Below are 19,992 nucleotides of genomic sequence, written 5' to 3' on the forward strand. Positions count from 1 at the left end.
TTATTTAGAGCCTGCAAGCGGCGTTGCAAGGTAAGGGAATGTGGCATTCATCATTGATGCATTAACAGGTGCGCCATCAGTAAATGGCACAGTGCCTACGTTTGCATCTTCTGGAGTACACAGCCCTAAATCAGTATCTGTACCTGCAACGGGGATAGGGTGGCACAAACGCCCCATTACAACTCGTAGCGCAATATCTACAACATCATCACCAGGGCGTCGTCCATTCGGGAAACCAGCTAAGTCGTCACCTGCAACGCCAAATGCTGATTGGTCGGCCTGCGCAGTCGCTGCAATAGCGGTATTTAGACGCAGCATTTCTGAAGGTGTTACCGTTGCTTGTTGGTTTACCCCTGCAAAGCCTGTCAAAAATGCAGTAATTAAATCTGTGCGTGGAAAATTAGTGGGCGCAAGAGTCTCTAGGCTAGCACCTAGTGTTGTATTAACCGCATCTTTAAATAAGATATTCAGAAGCTCGGGTAAAGAGGGGTGTGATACATAATCTAAAAATTGTCCATCGTCTTTAGGGTGAGATGTTGAGAATGTATCTTTATCTTTAATGCCAATTACAAGCTCATTGACTAGCGGGTTACCTAATCGAGAAACCTGAGTCAATGCCCCTCCATTAACCGCATTATTTGCAAATTTTGCATTAGGGTTAAGCACGCGAGCTTGAGGTAAACTAGCTGTTGTCCACGAACCAATGACTTGATTACCTTCGCCTACAATGCAGGCTTTTGGTACTTCAATAGCTATTGACGTAACATTTTTGTCTGCGAGATCATCATTATCGGCTGATTGGGTTATACCGCCTGGGAAACCTCCACCATCGGCTGCCCCTGGCGAGCTGTCACCTTCAACTGGAACATAATTAACTAAATCAAAAGTTTTACCTAAGTTAACTACAAATGGGTCTTTACGTTGACCGACAAAAACTCTCGCCATGCCTTCACAGTCGGGTATGGCAACTTGATAGACAAACTGATCAGCATAGGCTTGATATTCTGTCATCGATCCAAAGGTTTTATTACCTACATAATCAAGTGGTTTAGAGAACGAGCTAGAGTTTGTAGTGGTATTATTTAGGGTTGTGGTAGTGCCAGTTCGTTGTGGTCCGCTGATCATGGTCATACTGTAGGACTCGCTAAAGTTTACAGCAGCGTCATTACCTGCAGAGATGCCGCCAACATTTTTAAGAGGTACTGAAACGGTCCGCTGATTACCCTCTGGTCCTACAGTCAGTTGTACCCCTTGATTATCATTTGGCAGCATACTTTCAAAGTTAAACGCAAATGTAATATCTTCTATAGCGTCTCCATCATTGTCAATGTGGATGCTATAAGTAGCATCAGGGTCCATTGCAAAGTAATTTGGGCCACCATAAGCATCTTGTAAAGGAATGTAGTTTGCGATGAGGGTTACGTAATCGCCTCGGCCTTGCTCATAACTATTAAATATATAAAAATCGGTAGAGTCTAAAGTTGGGAAGCGGCTTATATTTGGTGCTTCTCTATGGCTAGATGCTTCACTTGGTGCACTTATAAATGTACTGCATACCATTACTGCAAGTATTGATGGAGTAAAAGCTTTCATGACTTTGTCCTTTAGTTTTGTTTGAAGTCATAGCTAATAACGGACAGGATAGTTAAGTGGATGCAAAAAAGTTAAAAGTATTTATTTTTTGTTACTTTTTATGCTGATCGCTTGAAGTAAAGCGACCAGCATCAGTTTATAAAAGTACTAATTCTGTGGTGTATAGTACCTCAGTAGGTAAACCATTCGGTGAACCGCCAACGGGTTCTAAACTAACCGCTAATAATGTTATGTCGGTTGCTTTAAATAGTTTACTTTTGAGAATAGTTTTATCGCCATTTTTGGGTAATAAACCAAGGGAGACAGGTGTATCTTGCCCTTTAAGTATCATCCACAGTTCGTAGTCTCTATCTGTTCGCGCTATTAGTTGGTTACTCGCTTTAATAGAGAGCTCATGGTTACTTACATTTATAAACCACAACGGTTGCTCAGTTTGATTTTTTACTAAAGCTATTTGTTGTGTCTGCTTACTGTTGGTAGTAGCTTGAGTAACTAAAACAGCTAAAATAATACATGCGGCGGTCGCTAAAAATGACCATGCACGCCAAATAGAAGGTTTTATTATTAGCTGTGATTTTTCTAATTGTGGTTTATGTTCGATACGCCGCATTATCTCATGCCATGTGGCATCTGATGGTGTTTGTGGGCTAATAGCACTCGCTAGGTTATTAAGATTTTGCTCCCATATATTGGTCGCTTCTCTCGCTTTATTTGAAACTAGCATGAGTCGCTGAAAACGTTTACGCGCCAAGCCGGTTAATGTGCCAAGTACATACTCTGCAGCAAGCGAGTTAAGTAATTCTGGTTTGTTATAGTTCATATTGTTAAACACCTTTGTAACTGTACTAAACCTCTGCGAATCCAGCTTTTAACTGTTCCTAATGGTGTGTCAATATGATTCACGAGTTCTCTATGGCTTAACCCTTTGTAGTAGGCAAGGTGGATAGCATGCTTTTGTTGTGGTTCTAGTTGTTCGATACAGTCGACTAATTTAGTGTTTTCATCATAATTGACATCAACGGTGTGAGTATCTTGTTGATCCTCAGCTAAAGGTTCTTCCTTACGGACTTTATAATACCTGAGTAGATCAAGGCTTCTGTAGCGAATAATACTAATCATCCAGCTTATTACAGTTCCTTTGGAGGCGTTATACTCAGACGCATTATGCCAAACTTTAATAAACGCATCTTGTAGTGCTTCTTCAGCATGAGCTCTGTTAGACAACATATTAAAACTAATTGCAAAGAGTTTGCCGCTCGTTTTCTGATATAAACGTGAAAAAGCATGTTTGTCTCCTTGTGCTGTTGCACACAGCAAAGAAAGTAATTCGTTATTTTCCATAATTATCCTATTTTTTATTATTAGTATTAGAACGAGTAAACACGATATTTAGATGCAAAAAGTTGAAAATTAAAATTTATCAAAATTTTTTATATAGATAGCAATCAAAGAGCATAGTATGCTTTTATCATACTGTGAATAATTTATTCGATGAGATGTAAAAACTGCATACCATGTTAATCTTTCTTATGTTGATTTAACTTAGAACTATCGATGCAGAGCAGGTAGCTAGCTAAGTTACTACCTAAGTTTACTAATGGCATAATGATTGCTGGATATGATGATCATTTAAAAGTGTAACACCAATAAAAAGGAAAAATTATGTGGGCTGCAGTAAGTTATCTTGTAACAGCATTGGTATTTATAGTATTGGGATTAACGGTTAACTCCATTTACTTTGCAGTTGCGTTTTTTTGGACCGCACTTTCGCTACTATTAGTCAGCGGCGCTTATTTTTTCAACGCAGGGAAAGTATTTAGAAAACGCGAAAATGGCGTTATCCCTTTTTACATTCGCTGGGCCTTTGTGCCTTTTTTATTAGGTGCGCAAATTTATAATGCGTGGTCACGTAAGCGTGACAAAGTACCGCCTATTCAGCAAATAAATGATAACCTATTTTTAGCATGTCGTTTATTCCCCTCTGATATAGACACATTGAAAGAAAATGGCATTACCGCTATTTTGGACGTTACCTGTGAATTTGATGGCCTTGAATGGACATCTACCCAAGAAAATATCGATTATTTAAATATTCCTGTTCTTGATCACAGTGTGCCTACACACTCACAGTTAAACCAAGCCATTAACTGGATACATCATCATATTAAAAAAGACCGTCGTGTTGTGGTGCATTGTGCATTAGGGCGTGGACGCTCGGTGTTTGTTATGGCGGCATATTTATTGAGTCAAAATAAAGATGCGGATGTGCATGATATTCTTGCACAAATAAAAGAAACACGTGAAACTGCGAACCTTAACAAACGCCAATTACGCCATTTAGTTAAGCGCCACCGTAAGGGGGAGCTACTGATAAAAAACAAAGCGTACTTAATTGCTAATCCGGTTTCAGGCACTAAGTTGTGGTCTGAAAAAGAGCATTTAATTGTTGCGCGTTTATCTGCGTATTACGATTTAACCATTTTAAAAACTACGCCAGAACAAAATGGCATTACATTGGCTAAACAGGCTATAGAAAGCCACCCCGATATTATTATTGCTTGTGGTGGCGATGGAACTGTAACTGAGGTTGCCAGTGTGTTGATAGGTACTTCTTGTCGATTAGGAATAATACCACTGGGCACAGCAAATGCACTCGCTCATGTATTAATGGGGATAAAATCTAAATTTATTCCTGTTGAGCAAGCATGTGATTTAATCATTGATGGTCAAGCTAACCTTATTGATACCGCGTATTGTAATGATGAGCTGATGCTATTATTAATTGGTATTGGCTTTGAGCATGCAATGATTGAAAAAGCGGATCGAGAGTCTAAAAATAAATCAGGTCAACTTGCTTATTTAAATGGTTTTTTACACTCATTTGGCGAAAATAAAGCGCAACAGCTAATAGTTAAATTAGATGATAATGAGCCTGAGACTATTAATACAAATAGTTTTATTGTGGCAAATGCTGCGCCATTTACTACGTTATTAGCACAAGGGGGCGGGCAACCCGATCACCGCGATGGGTTATTGGATGTAAATTGGTTAACGCCAAACAAAGATAATGAAACCACGGTATTAAGTATTGCTGAGCTGATGTTTAGCAGTATTACGCAAACGCATCTTGCTATTAACTCGCATTATACCAATGCAAAACGTGTAGAAATAAGCGCAGGTGAAACGCTAAATTACGTGATTGATGGCGAGGTTAAATCTGCAGATAAAGTGGTGGTGAGCATTAACCCTGCGTCGTTAAATGTAATATGCCAAGAGCAAACACCTGATTAGAAAGGCGTATGTATTACGCCATTGTTATTTTATGAGCCTTTTATTTTTTAATAGAAGGCCATACAAAACCTGATGTATCAGGTTGTGAGGATTCTGACTGCTTAGTCGGTTTATTTCTAGGCTTACGTAACGGCTTGTTATTAATGGTATGGATATAAAGCGCTTCTACTTTATCTCTTGCCCAAGGCGTTTTACGTAAAAATTTTAAGCTTGATTTTATACTTGGCGAATCTGTAAAACATTTGATATTTACTTGCTCGCCCATTGCTTTGAAGCCTAAACGTTGTTCTAGTTCAACAAGAATTTGCTCTAAAGTTACCCCATGAAGCGGGTTTTTTGGTTGATTATTCATAGTCACACTGCTTTTTTAAACTGCATGTATTGTAGCGTATCCCACCGCATCTTAATAGTTTAGAGATGGCTGACAAATCCCAGATTGTTAATCTTGATTAATTTACAGTAATAGTAGAGGGCTTCTTAGGATAAATAAGGTTACCTTGTTTATCGAGCTTTAGCCAAATTAACTGACTGTTGTTATGTTGGGGGTATTTAGCAGCACAAATAAGGGTAACAGAATGAACTTGCAGTATGGCACCTTCGCTATAGCGTTTATTATCATACCAGCACTCAGTATTAGTGTTTATAAGCTGGGTAACATCAACAATAGGAAGCGTTTGTATTGTGTTAGCGTAGCTTAAAGCTGAAAAACACAAGCATAAAACAGCAATCATAAAAGTAAAATAATAACGCATGAATAACCTCAAGGTGTTTAAAATAACTACACTTAGCAAAAAAACATGCTAGGGTAAGTAAGACAACTTTAGTAAAACACAGAACAATAAAAAGGTGAACACATATGCTATTTAATCAAACGATGATTGACGAATTTACACTACTTGCCAAATTCCCACGCGAAAGCAAAATGCAGGGCATTAAACTCCATTCAGATGCTGAACCCGCTTTACTGAGCGCAGCACAACGTTTGTTTGATAAAGGCGTTATTGATAGCCCAGATGGTGGTTATTTAACTGATCTGGGCTTAGACTTAATTGAGCACGTCACTGTAATACACAGTGCGTTAAAAAGTTAGTTTGCGTCGGGTTGATTTTCTGGGGCTGCATCAATAAAGGCGGCCAACTCATTACAACGCTGATAAACGGCTGCTATTTTAGGGTAGGCAGCCATATCTACTTTAAAACGAATGGCATTAAATACCTGCGGCACTAAACATACATCAGCTAAGCTTGGCGACTCGCCTGCGCAAAATGTATTTTTGCTATCAAGCATGCGTTCTATTTTTTCAAAACCAACTTCAACCCAGTGTCGGTACCACTTATTTTTTGCTTCATCATCGACATTGAGTTCACTACTTAAATATTTTAGCACCCGTAAATTATCAATAGGATGAATATCACAGGCAATTGCATAACTTAAATTGCGAATGTGTGCTTTTTGCCATGCATTACCTTGCAATAATGGTGTTTCAGGGTATTGCTCTTCAAGGTACTCTAAAATTGCTAGAGATTGACCTAATACGCCGTCTTCTGTTTCTAAAGCCGGTAACAGCCCTTGAGGGTTTTTCTGTAAGTAATCTGTGCTTTGTTGTTCTGATTTTAATAAGTTAACAGGTACCAATTGATGATCAATATTTTTTAGATTTAATGCGATTCGAACACGATACGCTGCAGATGAGCGAAAATAAGTATAAAGCTTCATAATCTTATTATCCTTGATTGCCATTAAAGTATTTTTTGATTGTGCGCCAGCAATCAGTGTAATTAGCTTGACGCTCTTTACCTTCTAATGCGTATTTAGTCGGCGATATTACATAACGTGACTCAAACATAAACGCCAACGTATTATCGTAGCGTTGTGGCTCTAAATCGGCGTTTGACGCTTTTTCAAATACGTCTGCTTCAGGACCATGCGGCGACATACAGTTATGTAAGCTCATGCCACCTGGCACAAAGCCATGCTCTTTTGCATCATATACCCCTTCTATTAAGCCCATAAACTCACTCATAATATTACGGTGATAGTAAGGCGGGCGGAAAGTGTTTTCAGCCACCATCCAACGCGGTGGGAAAATAGCAAAATCGATATTTGCAACGCCTTCAGTACCCGATGGTGAAGTGAGTACGGTAAAAATTGAAGGGTCGGGGTGATCAAAGCTAACGGTATTCATGACATTAAAGCGAGCTAAGTCGTATTTATAAGGCGCACTATTGCCTGTCCAAGCAACAACATCCAGAGGAGAATGACCAATATCACAACGAAACATATTGCCATTAAATTTAGCAATCAGTTCAAAATCACCCTCAATATCTTCAAAAGCCGCTACTGGATAGTGAAAGTCACGATCATTCGCATAACCGTTGGCACCCACAGGGCCGCGCTCAGCAAGGACATAGGCATGGCCGTAGTTTTCACAAATATAGCCACGGGCAGTGTCGGTTAGTAACATTACTTGAAATTTAATACCACGCGGAATAACGGCAATTTCGCCGGCTTTAATAGTTAAATGCCCAAGTTCTGTTTTAAGTAGTAGTTCACCTTGTTGCGGTACAAATAACATTTCTCCATCGGCATTATAAAAAAAGCGCTTGTCCATGGATTTATTGGCGACATACACATGAATACCAATACCGGCTTGCCCATTCGCGCTGCCATTGGCAGCCATAGTGATTAAGCCATCGATAAAGTCAGTGGGTTCTGCTGGTATATCAATTGGATCCCAGCGGAGCATAGTTGGTGGAGTCGGTACTTCGGTAATGGGAGCGGTTCTAATTAAGCCATTGTCTATGGCTGTATAATCGCCTTGCACAACCGATGGGCGAATACGATACATCCAAGTGCGGCGGTTATCAGAGCGCGGAGCGGTAAATGCAGTGGTACTGAATTGCTCCGCGTATAAATCATATTTTACTTTTTGCGGACTGAATTGCCCAATCGGTAATGCACCAGGCAGCGCTTCGGTTTCAAATTCATTGCCAAAGCCGGTCATGTAGTTTAATCGTGTCGCCATTACAGACTCCTGTGAAAGTGGGGGAGTGTTATGTTTTTGTTATTTACGCTAAGATACTCTCAAGTGAGACTAATATCAAATACACTGCTTATGACCGTTGTAAATAAAAGTGAACAGATAAAAGTCGTATGTAAATAAATAAGTGATTCAATATGAAAATAGATTTAACGACATTTTTACCCTATCAAATAACACACTTAGCAACACAGGTAAGTAATGATTTTTCGAGTATTTATAAAAAAGAGTTTGATTTAACTATTCCTCAGTGGCGAATAATGGCTAATTTAGCGCACTCAGGCCAAAGCACAGCAAAACAGTTATGTATTCAAGCAGATATGGATAAGTCGACAGTATCAAGGGCAGTAAAAACGCTAATAGATGAAGGGCTTATTTATAGTGAGTTAAATAAGTATGATAAGCGCGCTGCATTTTTAATGTTAACTGATAAGGGCATGGCTTTGTATGAAAAAATAACGCCACAGGCATTGCAGTGGGAGCGTGCATTATTAAGCTGCTTGTCGGATGATGAACAAAGCCAGTTAATCGCTATTTTTGAAAAATTAAAAAATAAATTACAGGCATAAAAAAGCCCACAAAGTGGGCTTTTAAATAGACTAATTTAATTAATCAAATTAGAACGTGTAACGAACACCTACACGCATTTCCCATAAAGAGGCATCGCGTTGTACAGATTGCTCAGCACTACGTGCACTGAAGTCTGAGTAGACGTATTGACCTTGATCATTCGTTTTAACTTTAAGCATTCTATTACCTACGAATGAGCCTTTTCTTAATACACCCCAGTCATCGTTTAACATATTAGTTAAGTTATCGATTACGAAGAATGCTTCACCTTTATGGCCGTCCATAAAGCCTGGTAACTCTTGAGTAATTTTAAAGTTAAATTTAACGAACCAATCAGAGTTCTGTTGGTTACGACCTGCGATTTCACCACGCTTAAGACCTTCAGATGCGATAAAGTCGTTAAACTCGTTGATTTCATCAGCACTCATGTCGTAGATCACATTAGGATCGTTTTCAAGCGGTACATATAGCAATTGACGCGAGCGATTAGAGTTTGCGTCACCAAATGCACTATCGCTTCCGTTAAATGTGAAGCTATAAGGTAAACCTTTGTATGCTTCACCAAATAGGTTGAAGCGAGTGTTATAACCATCAAAGAACTCATGCTTATAACCTAGGTTTAATGTAAAGCGATGTGGGATTTCGTAATCAGATGAAGCCACGCCAGGGTTACCCGGGTTTGATGTTGCTAGGTTACCGTAGTTTGAGCTGGCTACAGAACTAGTCATTGGGTTTACATCATCAGCATCAGTGTAAGCGTAAGAGAACTGCATACTTACGCCGTTATCGAATGCTTTGCTTACTGCTGCTGAAATAATTGATGATGAACCGCTATCACCGTTAACATTAGTTAATAATAGCTCGCCATCACGACCTTCAATTGATTCATACAAAGGACGACCGTCAAAACTTACTTCACCAGTAGGGCGAAGTGCGATATCTCGTAATGTCGCTGCATCGCGCTTATCAGTGTAAAGGTAATCTAGAGCAATTACATAATCGTTTTCAGTAGTGTAGGTTGCACCAATCGAATATTTCCATTCTGATGGAATTTCAAAGTTAGGATCTACTGCATTTGTTGTAGCATCACCTGAACCAATTTCAGTATTCGCTACTTTATCAAACATATCTTGTGGAACGTCATAACCTGGCGTACCACCGTTTACATTCGGTGTATCAAATAAATCTACAAATGTTTTAGCATCGTCACCAGTACCTACTACGTAAGAGTTACTGATATCGCCAATTCTAGCTCCGATATTTGTGATGCCATCATTTGAATATGAGTTAGACAACCATACATTTGGGTTACCGCCTGAGAACAAGCCAACACCTGCACGCACTTCTAGTGCATCGGTTGCATACCACTCAAAACCTACACGTGGTTGAATTAAATCAATACCGTCAAACGTTGACTGGTTACTAAAACCGTAGCGATCAGTATAGTTTTGGTTTAATGCTGGTTTGTCATCGCTTGAATAACTATCATAACGAAGACCAAATGTTAATGATGCATCGATATCTGAAAAGCTATATTCATCTTGTACATAGAATGTATTTTGTGAGTAAGCGAAGTTAGCAGCTGCATCTGTTGGATCATTTGTGCCTGCTGCATTATTGTAATACACAGCACTTGCTATACCTTCCTTGTAATCATCGATAGATGCAAAACGCCACTCACCCTCAGTATGCTGTACGAATTGATTAAATACTTCTAACTTCTCATACTCAAAACCAGCAGTAATCGTGTGTTGATCAAGGTAGTAAGTACCTGAGAACTTAGCTGTTGTGGTGTCGTAGTTTAAATCATTTGATTGACGAGAGTCATCAGGACCTACGTAAACAGTGGCAGCTTTAGTATTGATTTGGAACTCACCAAAGCTGCTTGCCGCGTCTAAAGATTGAACACGAGCGTCAAGCTCTGATTTACCTAAGCGAACTTCAGTTGAGAAATCATCATTCCAATCAGAGTAAAGTGATGCAACAATTGAAGTAAACTCAGCACCTTGCTCATAAAAGTGGCTGTCGAATGCAAGCTCATCACCATCTGCATCTGATTGCGATAAGGTAAAGCCATCATTGTAGTTATAAATTAGGTTAGCACGGTGATCATCGTTGATGTTCCAATCTAATTTTACTAAGATTTTTTCATCTTCTACTGGTGAGCTTGCTGGTGTAGCACCGGCTTCGTAACCGTAAACATCACGTGTAATCTGTCTAATTTCATCAATTTCTGCAGAAGACACTAAAGATGAATAGTTAAACTGTTTAACACCTTCAAGTTTTTCGTAAGAGGTGAATAAGAAAAGCGTATCATTGATTAGTGGTAAGCCAACGTTGAAACCATAACGCTTTTCACTGAAGTCACCGTTATCAACGTCATTACCTTCAATCTTATCGCCTTTCATTGAATCGTTAGTGTAATCGTAGAATACACCACCGTGAATGTCGTTGCCGCCAGATTTGGTAACTGCATTGATGTTACATGATGTAAAACCACCATATTGAACATCAAATGGTGCTAATTCTACTGCTACTTGCTCGATTGAATCAAAAGAGAATGGAGCGCGAATTGTAGGGTAACCGTTTGAGCTTAAGCCAAAGTTATCGTTCATGCGAACGCCATCAAGGGTTAAGCTGTTAAAGCGTGGGTTACCACCACCACAGTTGATTGAACCACGGCTATCATCGATAGCAACACGAGGGTCAATACGAATAATATCTTTTAAATCACGGTTAATAGCTGGTTGATTTTCAAGATCGCTTAACGTAAATGTTGAAGCAGGACCCGTACCACCAGACATAGTGCTGATAGGGCGACCTGTAACAACAATTTGCTCAATATCTGAGATATTTTCAAGTGAAGTATTAACAGGGTAGTCGCTACCAATGTTCAAAATAATATTATTGAACTCTTGGTCAGCGTAGATGTCTGAGTCTACGATTACTTTGTAAGGGCCGCCAACACGAAGACCTTTAGCAGTAAAGTAACCAGCGTCATTTACTTGCGTTGTTTTAACAGAGCCAGAAGGCACATGTAAAATTGTTACTTTAGTGCCGGCAGCAGGGTTACCGTTAGGGCCCATAATCTGCCCTTTAATTGCAGAAGTTGTTTCGTTTGCAATTGCAGCACCACTCACACCAACACATGCTGCTATAGCAAGTGACAGAGCTGTTTTGCGAAGTTGAATTTTCATTTTATTTTCCCGTGTAGTTAAATAAACTTTTAATAGCTTTTTTATTTTAATTTTGGACTAAGCGACCGCAAAATACACTTAATCCAAAATACTTACATAGTGTACCTTATTTGTTTGTTACAAATAAAATACAACTGTAATTTTTTTATTATAAAACACTTTATTTTTGAAATTTAGCATTTTATCTATGTTTCAATATTTTACCGTGCAGATAGTAAGTAGTTTTTATGACAAACAGATGAAAAGTTATTTTTTCCATAAAAAAAGCCATTACATGCATGTAATGGCTTTTTTAATTTTATGAGCTTTTGATGTGCAAGTTATAGGTTAAAACTTATAGCTAACACCGATTTTAGCTTGCCAAGCTGATGAGCTAGTTTGATATTGGCTATAGTTACGAACATCAGCGCCATTAAATCTGCTATCAATTATATAACGACCTTGATCGTCTAAGCCGCCAAAGTCGTAAACTGCTTGGTCAGAGAAACCTAAGCGCTTTTCTACGCCCCAGTCACTGTTTAATAAGTTGGCAAAGTTATCAATCATAAAGTAAACCTCACCGCTATGACCTTTTGCAAAACCTGGGATCTCTTGTTTAACGCTAATATCCATAGTGGTAACCCATGGTTGCGTGCCTGAGTTACGGTCTAAGATTTGACCTCGCTCAGAAATACCCGCTCTATTAAGTAGTGTCTCAAGTTCACTCCATGATAGCCCTGATTCATCCCAGTTTACGTTTGCATCATCTGCACCAGTTGGAATATACGCTAAATAAGCTGAGCTTGAATAAAAGTCACGCGTATCACCTAAGTCACTATCTTGATACATACCCATAGTATAGCTAAATGGACGACCAGAGCGACGTTCAAAATACACATTAAATCTTGTGGCATAGCCACTGAAGAACTCAGTGTTATACGCTAAATTAACTTTAAAGCTATGCTCTACTTCATATGCACCACGGGCAGCAAAGTCTTCATTTCGGCTCTTAGTGATATTGTACTGATAGTTGCTTTGTGCACGTGATGAAGAACCTGAAGACGCTTCTGTTACATCTTGATGTGCATAGCTTGCTGAAATATAAAGGCCATTTTCCCACTCTTTAGCAAGTGCTGTTGAAATAATAACAGAACGACCATCATCAGTTGAGTTAGTCATTGCGATATCGAAGTTATCAGCTAAGTCACCGCTGTAAATACTTTCATAGATAATACGTTCGCCGTCTGCCGCTACACCTACAGGTTTAATGGCGGTGTTATGCCACACAGCTTCGTTTTCTTTTTTGTGATAAGCAATTTCTGCTTGCCATTTAAAGCCTTCACCTAATAACTCAGAATCAAAGTCGTACTCAAAACCAAGTTGTGCACGGATGCTTGACGGTAGTTCAAAATTTGGGTCAACATAGTTTGTGCTACCTGCACCTTGAACTAAAGTGCCTTTTATGGCATCTGGTACTTGAGTGATATCAGCTTGATTATTAGCATAATAATCGTTAATAGCACTTTGAGGTGCATCTACAAAAGTAATGCCATCGTTTTGGAATGAGTTATTGTACCAAACGTTAGGGATACCACCTTGGAAACGACCTACACCACCGTTAACTGTTAATGCTTCTGTAGCGTAATACTTAAAGCCAATACGCGGTAGAATAATATCTAACCCATCGAGGTTTTCTTGATTGCTAAAGCCATAGGTGTTTAAAAAGTTTTCGTTGAGTGTTGGTTTATCATCAGAAGATAAACGCTCATAACGAACACCTGCTGTTACTTCTAAATCATCACCAACATAAAAAGTATCTTCAATGTAAAGTGCTAATTGATTACGGGTTGCGTCGTAAGCGGTGTCATTAGGGTTATTTGTAAAGGCATTGCTGTAGCTAAAATCGTACTTTCCTTTGTAGTTACCTACTTCACGATTTTCGAAACCATTAAAGTTATCAAATTCCCATGAACCGAGTGAGTTAGCTGCAAAAAGGTTGTATAAGTTTAACGACTCATATTGCATACCAAAGTTAATTTCATGCTCGTCCATTAAATAAGTGGCATCAAGAGAAAGTGTTAAATTTTCTGTTGCTGAGCTATTTGCATGGCGAAACTCATCGGTACCAAAGTTATAAGAAGGTCCGCGGAAGTATTCTTCAACTTTAACGCTACCAATATCAGAATTTGTTAAACTTCTCGATGATACATCTTTGTATGCAATACCGATTTCAGTTGAAAAGTCTTCGTTCCAATCTGAATATAGCTTGGTAGCAAAGTTATTAAACTTGGTTGCGTAGGTATAACGACTTGATGCAAACTGAACTGATGTGCCACCAGTACCAAAGTTTGTTTCATCTTTGTCATCTTGCCACTGATAGGTAAAATCTAAGCGATGATCATCAGCAATGTTCCAGCTTAATTTTACAAGTAATGTTTCGTTGGTGTCTTTAGGGTCGCCTCCAAGAGAGTCTGTTAAGCCGTATTCGTTATTTAGAATATTAAGGAAACGGTTATAGCTTTCTTCACTCACATCGTATTCGTTGGTTGCGCCTGAACCTTCAAAACCATAATCTAAATCTAGTTCGCTTGACCATTTATTGTAGTTAACAAAGTAAAATAAGGTATCGTCTATAAGTGGGCCGCCAACATTAAAACCGTAGCGTTTTTCAGTTTGGTTAGGTTCTACTTGTTCAACGATGTATGTACGGTGACCATCGTCATCTAAAACAGGGCGGTTATCAGCAAACACTTGAGAAATACTGTCTACATCGCCAGCAATATCTGGTGTTGATGTTTCGTAAAAACCAGAAAACTTAAGTTCGTTAGTACCTGACTTAGTTACCGCGTTAATAGTACCACCACCAAAGTTGCCTTTAGAGGCTGAAAATGGAGAAACATCAACAGAGATCTGCTCAATCGCATCAAGGGCTACAGGGGGCTGAGAAGTAGGGTAGCCGCCGTAACTTAAACCAAAGTCGTCATTTTGGCCAATACCATCTACGGTTAAACCATTTGTACGTGGGTTGCTACCGGCAAAGGTTAGCTCGCCGCTACCATTAATACTAGCAAGTGGGTTTAAACGTGCGATGTCTTTAATGTCACGATTAAAGCTAGGCATGTTGTTGATGGTATCTTCACCAAACGTGCTGCTAGAACCACCCGATTGTTGGACAATTTTATAACCAGACACTTCAATTTTTTCAATATTGAGTGGTGCTAATTGCGACGTTAATCGGTAAGTTTCGCCAAGGTTTAAAAAGATGTTTTCAACGGTGGTATCGTTAAACGTATCAGAGTCGATGATCACTGTATATGGTCCACCAACACGTAAACCATTGGCTATAAAAGTACCACTTTCATTGGTGGTTAGCTCACTGATTGTGCCGGTAGGCTGATGAACGACCTTAATTTTAACGTTTGCAGCGCTCGCACCTGAAGGTGTGGTTATTTTACCACGCATTGCAGACGAGGTGTCAGCAGCCATAGCGCTTGTTGAAACTCCTAGAGCAAGAATTACTGCTCCAGTTAATTTCGAAAGGCGAAGCTTAGTCATAATGTTGATTTCCCATTTAGATGATTTAAGTTAGAAACTGAATTTATTTTTTGGTTTGCTGTGTTAAAGCCATTTTTGATTTCTTGTTAGTAGGATCAAATAATGTATTTAACAATCCAGCTAAGCGAATACCAGCTTGTTGCAAGCGGGTTTTCACAATAGGGGTGTTAGTGAAAATATAGTCGTAGCTAATATTCTCATCTGTTGATTTGTATATTTGTAAAGCAAGGTTATGTGACTCTTCAAGCCAACTTGTTGGCGTACTGTGTAAATACTCGCTAATTAGTTCGCTGTTATTGGTATTTATAAATTGAGCATATTCAGTAAAAGATAAATTTTCATTTTCTACTAGCTTAGTATCCCACAAGCTATGAAGATTGGTTTGTTGGTTGAAGAAAGAAACCTTAATGCGATTACCGCCTCTATCTTCAGCCCTACCTGCATGAAATGGTTGATGGCTGTCGCCGACTAAGTGCACTAAAAAACGTAAACTAAACTGCTTGGCTGCAAGGCTTGCTTTGTCATCCTTCAATACTTTAATTGAATAGTGAATGCCTTCTAATATGTTTGTTACTGATTCTTTATGTTCAGTGTGTTCGTGGTTAAAGCTGAATTTTGCATCGTCATCTGCGTTAATATAGTGCCAGCGTGATGATTTTTTTTGCCAAAAATCACCTGGTGCAGAGCGCATTTCATCTGGCCATGTTGAAACCTGTGCTAAAGATTCACCATTAAGATAAGGAATAAGTGCAGTTTTAGTGTTTTCGCTTATGTGCGACTCTGCAATTTTCCCAACGACGCGGTGGCCATTTTGCCCCCAAGCATTACAGTCTGTGCTTGCAAATATTGCACTAATTAATAGTGTTAATGAAAGCGAATATTTTACATTTATCTGCATCGAGGCATCCTAGTAAGTGTGATATCTAATTTGTAAAAGCTTATAAGGTCAATTGTCCTCACTTTTCATCATGATAGAAAGGACTCAATAAAATTCATACTTTCCTATTTAATGCTCTTTAAAATCAATATCTTGAGTTTGATGGGTAAAATTACCTATTGTAATAAGTAAATAAAATTGTTCAAATGAGTTATTACTCTATTTTAAATCGGTGTTTTTTGAATATTAAAAAGTTAATGTTGCATAAAACGGCAATTGTTACATTTATGTTTATAGCACTGTTGTTTAGTTGGTTTGCAGGTCACTTAGTTGTGGGTGAAAAAGAAATAGTCTTTCCTGTGATGATAAAAACATCAACGACATGTCAAACAACGACAACAGCTAATCAAAATCAGCTTATAGTATTTACCCCCTCAAAGTATGTTGCTCAATTGCTCACTCAAAACCTGTGTGACGATAAAGTCGTGGCAAAGCAATATGGGTCTGTGATTGGTTATTGGGGCTACAGAACAGTGGATAGCTTAGAGTTTGTAGGAAAAGGTATTGCGGATTTAATTTTAGCTAAAAATAATATTATGGAAGCGTTTAGAGCTGAGACTACTTACAATTATCAACCCGTGGTGGGCTTTTCAGATTACACCGCGTTCTTTATATCTTCAAAAGAAAAGCCACTGATCACTAAACAGTATTTTTTAGACAAAAGAATAGGCCTGCTAGATTATCCAACTAGCCGCTCTGGGCATATTTTACCAAAACAAACATTTAAGCAATTAGGGCTTAATATTGCTCAGCTAAAAATAACCTATGCCAGCTCACATAATGAATTGAGGGAATTATTGGCGAACGGGCAAGTTGATCTTATTGCCTCCTTTTGGAGAGAAAATGATAGTAAGCGCTTCTCAAAAAATTATATTACCCCTATAAGCAGTAATGTTGCAGGTACCCGTTGGTACTTAAAAATGCAGCATAACAATACCGATTTACTATGTGCTGTGCAGTCTCACTTACTAAGTATGTCTAAAGAACAATCGTTTCGATACTATCAAGATGTTGAGCCATATTGGCAATGTAATAATTACCCCGTTACCTTTATAGGGGAGTCGTAATGAGAAAGCTTGTATCGTCATTAGGTGTTTTTATATTATTCATCGTTTTTTCTGTCGTGTTTTATATTTCAACAACACATAAACAGCAACAGGTAAACAAGTTACAAATAACCCAAATAGAAAAACAAATCGCTTTAGACTTACCTTTGCTCGATTTATCAAATGAGCTGCTTAAGCACTCGGGTAATAAAGCGGCTTTACAGCATTATATTCAAACAGTAAATGCTCAGATTCAAGGTACGGGTATACAGGTGATTTCGATAGTGCCAAAGCACGAGTTTAACTTATCCTTGAAAGCCGATGAGTTTATTCGAAAACTAAATAGTAATAATAGCGTGGTGTTTATTGTTTTATCTTTAAAGCAAGCATATTTTTCGGCTGATGTAGTGACTATTTATATACTACTTTTTGGTATTAGTGTATTACTTATGTTCATGATGAAGCAGAGTATTACTTATCAAAAAAATAAAAAACTAGGTACTGAGCAAGACTCAATTGCCCCAGAATCAAAGTCATTAACACTCGTGATTGATTTAAAAAGTAAAACATTATCCAATAGTTATTATCCTGATCAACAAGTAGCCTTAGCAAATAAGCCACTATGTTTTTATTTAGCACTTGTTGAATTTTGTACTAATAATCCAGAGGTTAAACTTAACCATAATAAAAATGTGCCCGAGGAGTTGCTAGAACTTGCAAATAAGTACTTTTATCGGTTAGTTGAACTCGGGCATACTATTAGAAAACGGCCAAACTTTAATAACAGTTTAGAAAAAACCTTAAGCGAAATACGTGCGGCGCTAGATGATGTATTAAATGATTGCCCAGAGCAGAAGGAGTTGTATTATCCGCCAAAGGCATTTGGAGAGGGCTCTCGTTCACGGATGCACAGCTATGGCTTAGTAAATGTTAGCCAAGGCAATATAGAAATAATAGGAAAGTAATTTAGTTTTATCGTTTAGGGTGAGTGATTTGTGGGCTGAAATGTTTGATTAACTAGCTTTGCTCTCACATAAAGTTTAATGAAGAGTGTCATTAGCATTTTAATGACACTCTTCGCTGTTCACATTAGATTATTTAGGTGCAAATTCACGAGCATCAACGGGGCTATGTTCAGCAAAAAATCGCTTTAAAGCTTGCGAGTCAGTTTCATCAGTGCTTACAAAACCTGCCATTTGTGTAATTTTTGGATAACTATCGCCACCTGAAGCGTTATATTCATTAATACTCATGCGGTATGTTTTGCTTATATCAAGCGGTTTTCCAGCAATGAACACGTTAGTTACCTGCTCACCTTTCAATTCAAATGCTAAGTTATGATATTGCATGTAAGCCCCAGAGTCGGGTGGAAAACGTGTCACAACGTTTAAATAGGTTAAAATATCACTGCCTTTGAAGTCGATATAGGCGACACGATTTTTGAAAGGTTGTACTTTAAGTATATCTTTATAGCTCACGTCACCTGCATTAATGCTATCGCGAACACCGCCACCACTAATAATACCAAAATCCGCACCCACGGTGTTTATTTGTGCTTGGATGATGACGCGCGCAAGGTTTGTTTGTTCAAAGCGTACTTTGTTGCGATCTCCCTCAAGTCTGTCATTGACGAAGCCAATTTTACCCTCAATTTGCTTTGCTCCTTTTTGTTGGTACGCCGCTAAAAAGGTTTGCAGTTCTGGATCTGGTTTAATGTAATTTGCTGAAAGTACGGATTTTACGCTCCCGTCTTTTTGCTTTTTATCTACGTATAAATTAACGGGTAATAATTGATAACTGAGCAGTGATAATTGGCCACTTTCCAATTTAAACTCCGCTTTTCCCACATACTTGCCCCATTCATGGGCTTGCATTATCCATGTTCCATTTTGCTGATCTGGTTTACAGGCTAAACCCGGTTTAAAGTGCTCATCAGTAACATTTTCAGCAGCCATACACACTGGCTCTTGGGAATGGCCACCAATAATCATATCAAGGGCGTTTTTATCTAAAGAACGAGCAAGTGTGACATCACCAGGGGCATTGATCCCATAATTAGCATCTACATAATGGCCCATATGCGTTACCGCAATGGTAATGTCAGGGTTATATTTTGTTTTTAATGTTTGTGTAAGTGAGGCGGTTATTTCAACCGGATCTTTAAAATCTAAGTGACCAATGTATTGCGGGTTACCAATTTTAGCAGTGTCTGTGGTTGTTAAACCAATAACGGCAATGGTTAAGCCGCCTTTATTAAATATTTTATAGCGCTCAAAAATAGTTTCGTTAGTTTGTTTATCGAAAATATTGGCAGATAAAAGAGGGAAGTTAGCCCATTGCTGTTGTTGTTTTAATACACTTAATGGATTATCAAACTCGTGGTTACCTAATGCCATTGCGTCATAGCCAATTTTCGACATGCCTTTAAAATCGGGCTCAGCAAATTGCAGGTCTGATTCAGGGATGCCGGTATTAATATCGCCACCTGATAATAATAACACCTGATGTCCTTGTGCCTTTGCATCTGCTCTTAGCTGGTCAATTAAAGTTTTACGCGCAGCCATACCATATTCGCCTTTTTCGTTATGCCAAAAGCGACCATGGTTATCATTGGTATGAAGAACTGTTAAATATTGTGCTGCAGGTTTATTGACAGAGTCGCTGGCACAGCCAGATAAACCAAGGAAAAAAACAAGAAAAATAAGTGTACGCATAAAATACCTATCGATGAATAAAAGCTCAATCTAGTAGGTGGCTAGTTTAAACTAGTTCGAGGTTAAAAAA

16 protein-coding genes are annotated in these 19,992 nt (G+C 38.6%); 5 read left to right on the forward strand and 11 right to left on the reverse strand.

What is annotated here, in order from left to right; all coding sequences use genetic code 11:
- The 3 genes from PUND_RS17195 to PUND_RS17205 form a co-directional block, all read right to left on the reverse strand.
- Nucleotides 1–1,593 (reverse strand): DUF4331 domain-containing protein, encoded by a 1,593-nt coding sequence (locus PUND_RS17195; RefSeq protein WP_010389064.1) that lies wholly within the window; start codon nucleotides 1,591–1,593, stop codon nucleotides 1–3.
- A gap of 136 nt (nucleotides 1,594–1,729) precedes the next feature.
- A complete protein-coding gene (locus PUND_RS17200) occupies nucleotides 1,730–2,413 on the reverse strand; it encodes an anti-sigma factor (RefSeq protein ID WP_010389062.1) in 684 nt (227 codons plus the stop codon).
- A complete protein-coding gene (locus tag PUND_RS17205; RefSeq protein ID WP_010389060.1) occupies nucleotides 2,410–2,934 on the reverse strand; it encodes a sigma-70 family RNA polymerase sigma factor in 525 nt (174 codons plus the stop codon). Before PUND_RS17205 ends, PUND_RS17200 begins: the two co-directional genes overlap by 4 nt.
- A 321-nt stretch (nucleotides 2,935–3,255) precedes the next feature.
- On the opposite strand from PUND_RS17205, the gene PUND_RS17210 reads away from it, so the two are divergent.
- Nucleotides 3,256–4,884: a diacylglycerol kinase family protein gene (locus tag PUND_RS17210; RefSeq protein WP_010389058.1), complete on the forward strand. Its 1,629-nt coding sequence runs from the start codon at nucleotides 3,256–3,258 to the stop codon at nucleotides 4,882–4,884.
- A 40-nt stretch (nucleotides 4,885–4,924) separates the two neighbouring features.
- Here the strand turns inward: PUND_RS17210 and PUND_RS17215 are convergent, their stop codons facing one another.
- Both PUND_RS17215 and PUND_RS17220 read right to left on the reverse strand, forming a co-directional pair.
- Entirely contained in the window at nucleotides 4,925–5,236 is a 312-nt protein-coding gene (locus PUND_RS17215; RefSeq protein WP_010389056.1) for a VF530 family protein, read from the reverse strand.
- A 97-nt stretch (nucleotides 5,237–5,333) separates the two neighbouring features.
- Nucleotides 5,334–5,636: a DUF1496 domain-containing protein gene (locus tag PUND_RS17220; RefSeq protein ID WP_010389054.1), complete on the reverse strand. Its 303-nt coding sequence runs from the start codon at nucleotides 5,634–5,636 to the stop codon at nucleotides 5,334–5,336.
- Nucleotides 5,637–5,740: 104 nt separating this feature from the next.
- Between PUND_RS17220 and PUND_RS17225 the strand changes: the two genes are divergently transcribed.
- Nucleotides 5,741–5,974 carry a TIGR02647 family protein gene (locus PUND_RS17225; RefSeq protein WP_008464346.1) on the forward strand — a complete coding sequence of 78 codons (234 nt, stop codon included), beginning with the start codon at nucleotides 5,741–5,743 and terminating at the stop codon, nucleotides 5,972–5,974.
- On the opposite strand, the gene maiA is transcribed toward PUND_RS17225, so the two are convergent.
- On the reverse strand, nucleotides 5,971–6,600 hold the full coding sequence (gene maiA / locus PUND_RS17230) for a maleylacetoacetate isomerase (protein ID WP_010389052.1): 630 nt from the start codon (nucleotides 6,598–6,600) through the stop codon (nucleotides 5,971–5,973). The two genes, PUND_RS17225 and maiA, sit on opposite strands and share 4 nt — an antisense overlap.
- Before the next feature lie 7 nt (nucleotides 6,601–6,607).
- Complete coding sequence (gene hmgA / locus PUND_RS17235) at nucleotides 6,608–7,909, reverse strand: homogentisate 1,2-dioxygenase (RefSeq protein WP_010389049.1); 1,302 nt, start codon at nucleotides 7,907–7,909, stop codon at nucleotides 6,608–6,610.
- Between the two features lie 152 nt (nucleotides 7,910–8,061).
- Here hmgA and PUND_RS17240 point away from each other — a divergent pair, with 152 nt between their 5' ends.
- Entirely contained in the window at nucleotides 8,062–8,493 is a 432-nt protein-coding gene (locus tag PUND_RS17240; protein ID WP_010389046.1) for a MarR family winged helix-turn-helix transcriptional regulator, read from the forward strand.
- Nucleotides 8,494–8,541: 48 nt separating this feature from the next.
- Here the strand turns inward: PUND_RS17240 and PUND_RS17245 are convergent, their stop codons facing one another.
- The 3 genes from PUND_RS17245 to PUND_RS17255 form a co-directional block, all read right to left on the reverse strand.
- Complete coding sequence (locus PUND_RS17245) at nucleotides 8,542–11,691, reverse strand: TonB-dependent receptor (RefSeq protein ID WP_010389045.1); 3,150 nt, start codon at nucleotides 11,689–11,691, stop codon at nucleotides 8,542–8,544.
- 327 nt (nucleotides 11,692–12,018) lie between these two features.
- The gene (locus PUND_RS17250) at nucleotides 12,019–15,225 is read right to left on the reverse strand and encodes a TonB-dependent receptor (protein WP_010389042.1); all 3,207 of its coding nucleotides are present in this window, start codon (nucleotides 15,223–15,225) and stop codon (nucleotides 12,019–12,021) included.
- Nucleotides 15,226–15,268: 43 nt separating this feature from the next.
- Nucleotides 15,269–16,123 carry a S1/P1 nuclease gene (locus tag PUND_RS17255; RefSeq protein ID WP_010389040.1) on the reverse strand — a complete coding sequence of 285 codons (855 nt, stop codon included), beginning with the start codon at nucleotides 16,121–16,123 and terminating at the stop codon, nucleotides 15,269–15,271.
- A gap of 236 nt (nucleotides 16,124–16,359) precedes the next feature.
- Between PUND_RS17255 and PUND_RS17260 the strand changes: the two genes are divergently transcribed.
- Both PUND_RS17260 and PUND_RS17265 read left to right on the forward strand, forming a co-directional pair.
- On the forward strand, nucleotides 16,360–17,229 hold the full coding sequence (locus PUND_RS17260) for a type 2 periplasmic-binding domain-containing protein (RefSeq protein WP_041709394.1): 870 nt from the start codon (nucleotides 16,360–16,362) through the stop codon (nucleotides 17,227–17,229).
- Nucleotides 17,229–18,173 (forward strand): Rossmann-fold NAD(P)-binding domain-containing protein, encoded by a 945-nt coding sequence (locus PUND_RS17265; RefSeq protein ID WP_010389035.1) that lies wholly within the window; start codon nucleotides 17,229–17,231, stop codon nucleotides 18,171–18,173. Before PUND_RS17260 ends, PUND_RS17265 begins: the two co-directional genes overlap by 1 nt.
- Nucleotides 18,174–18,302: 129 nt before the next feature.
- On the opposite strand, the gene ushA is transcribed toward PUND_RS17265, so the two are convergent.
- Nucleotides 18,303–19,922 (reverse strand): bifunctional UDP-sugar hydrolase/5'-nucleotidase UshA, encoded by a 1,620-nt coding sequence (ushA, locus tag PUND_RS17270; RefSeq protein ID WP_010389033.1) that lies wholly within the window; start codon nucleotides 19,920–19,922, stop codon nucleotides 18,303–18,305.
- Between the last annotated feature and the right edge of the window lie 70 nt (nucleotides 19,923–19,992).

The organism is Pseudoalteromonas undina (genome assembly GCF_000238275.3).
GTDB classification, from domain to species: domain Bacteria; phylum Pseudomonadota; class Gammaproteobacteria; order Enterobacterales; family Alteromonadaceae; genus Pseudoalteromonas; species Pseudoalteromonas undina.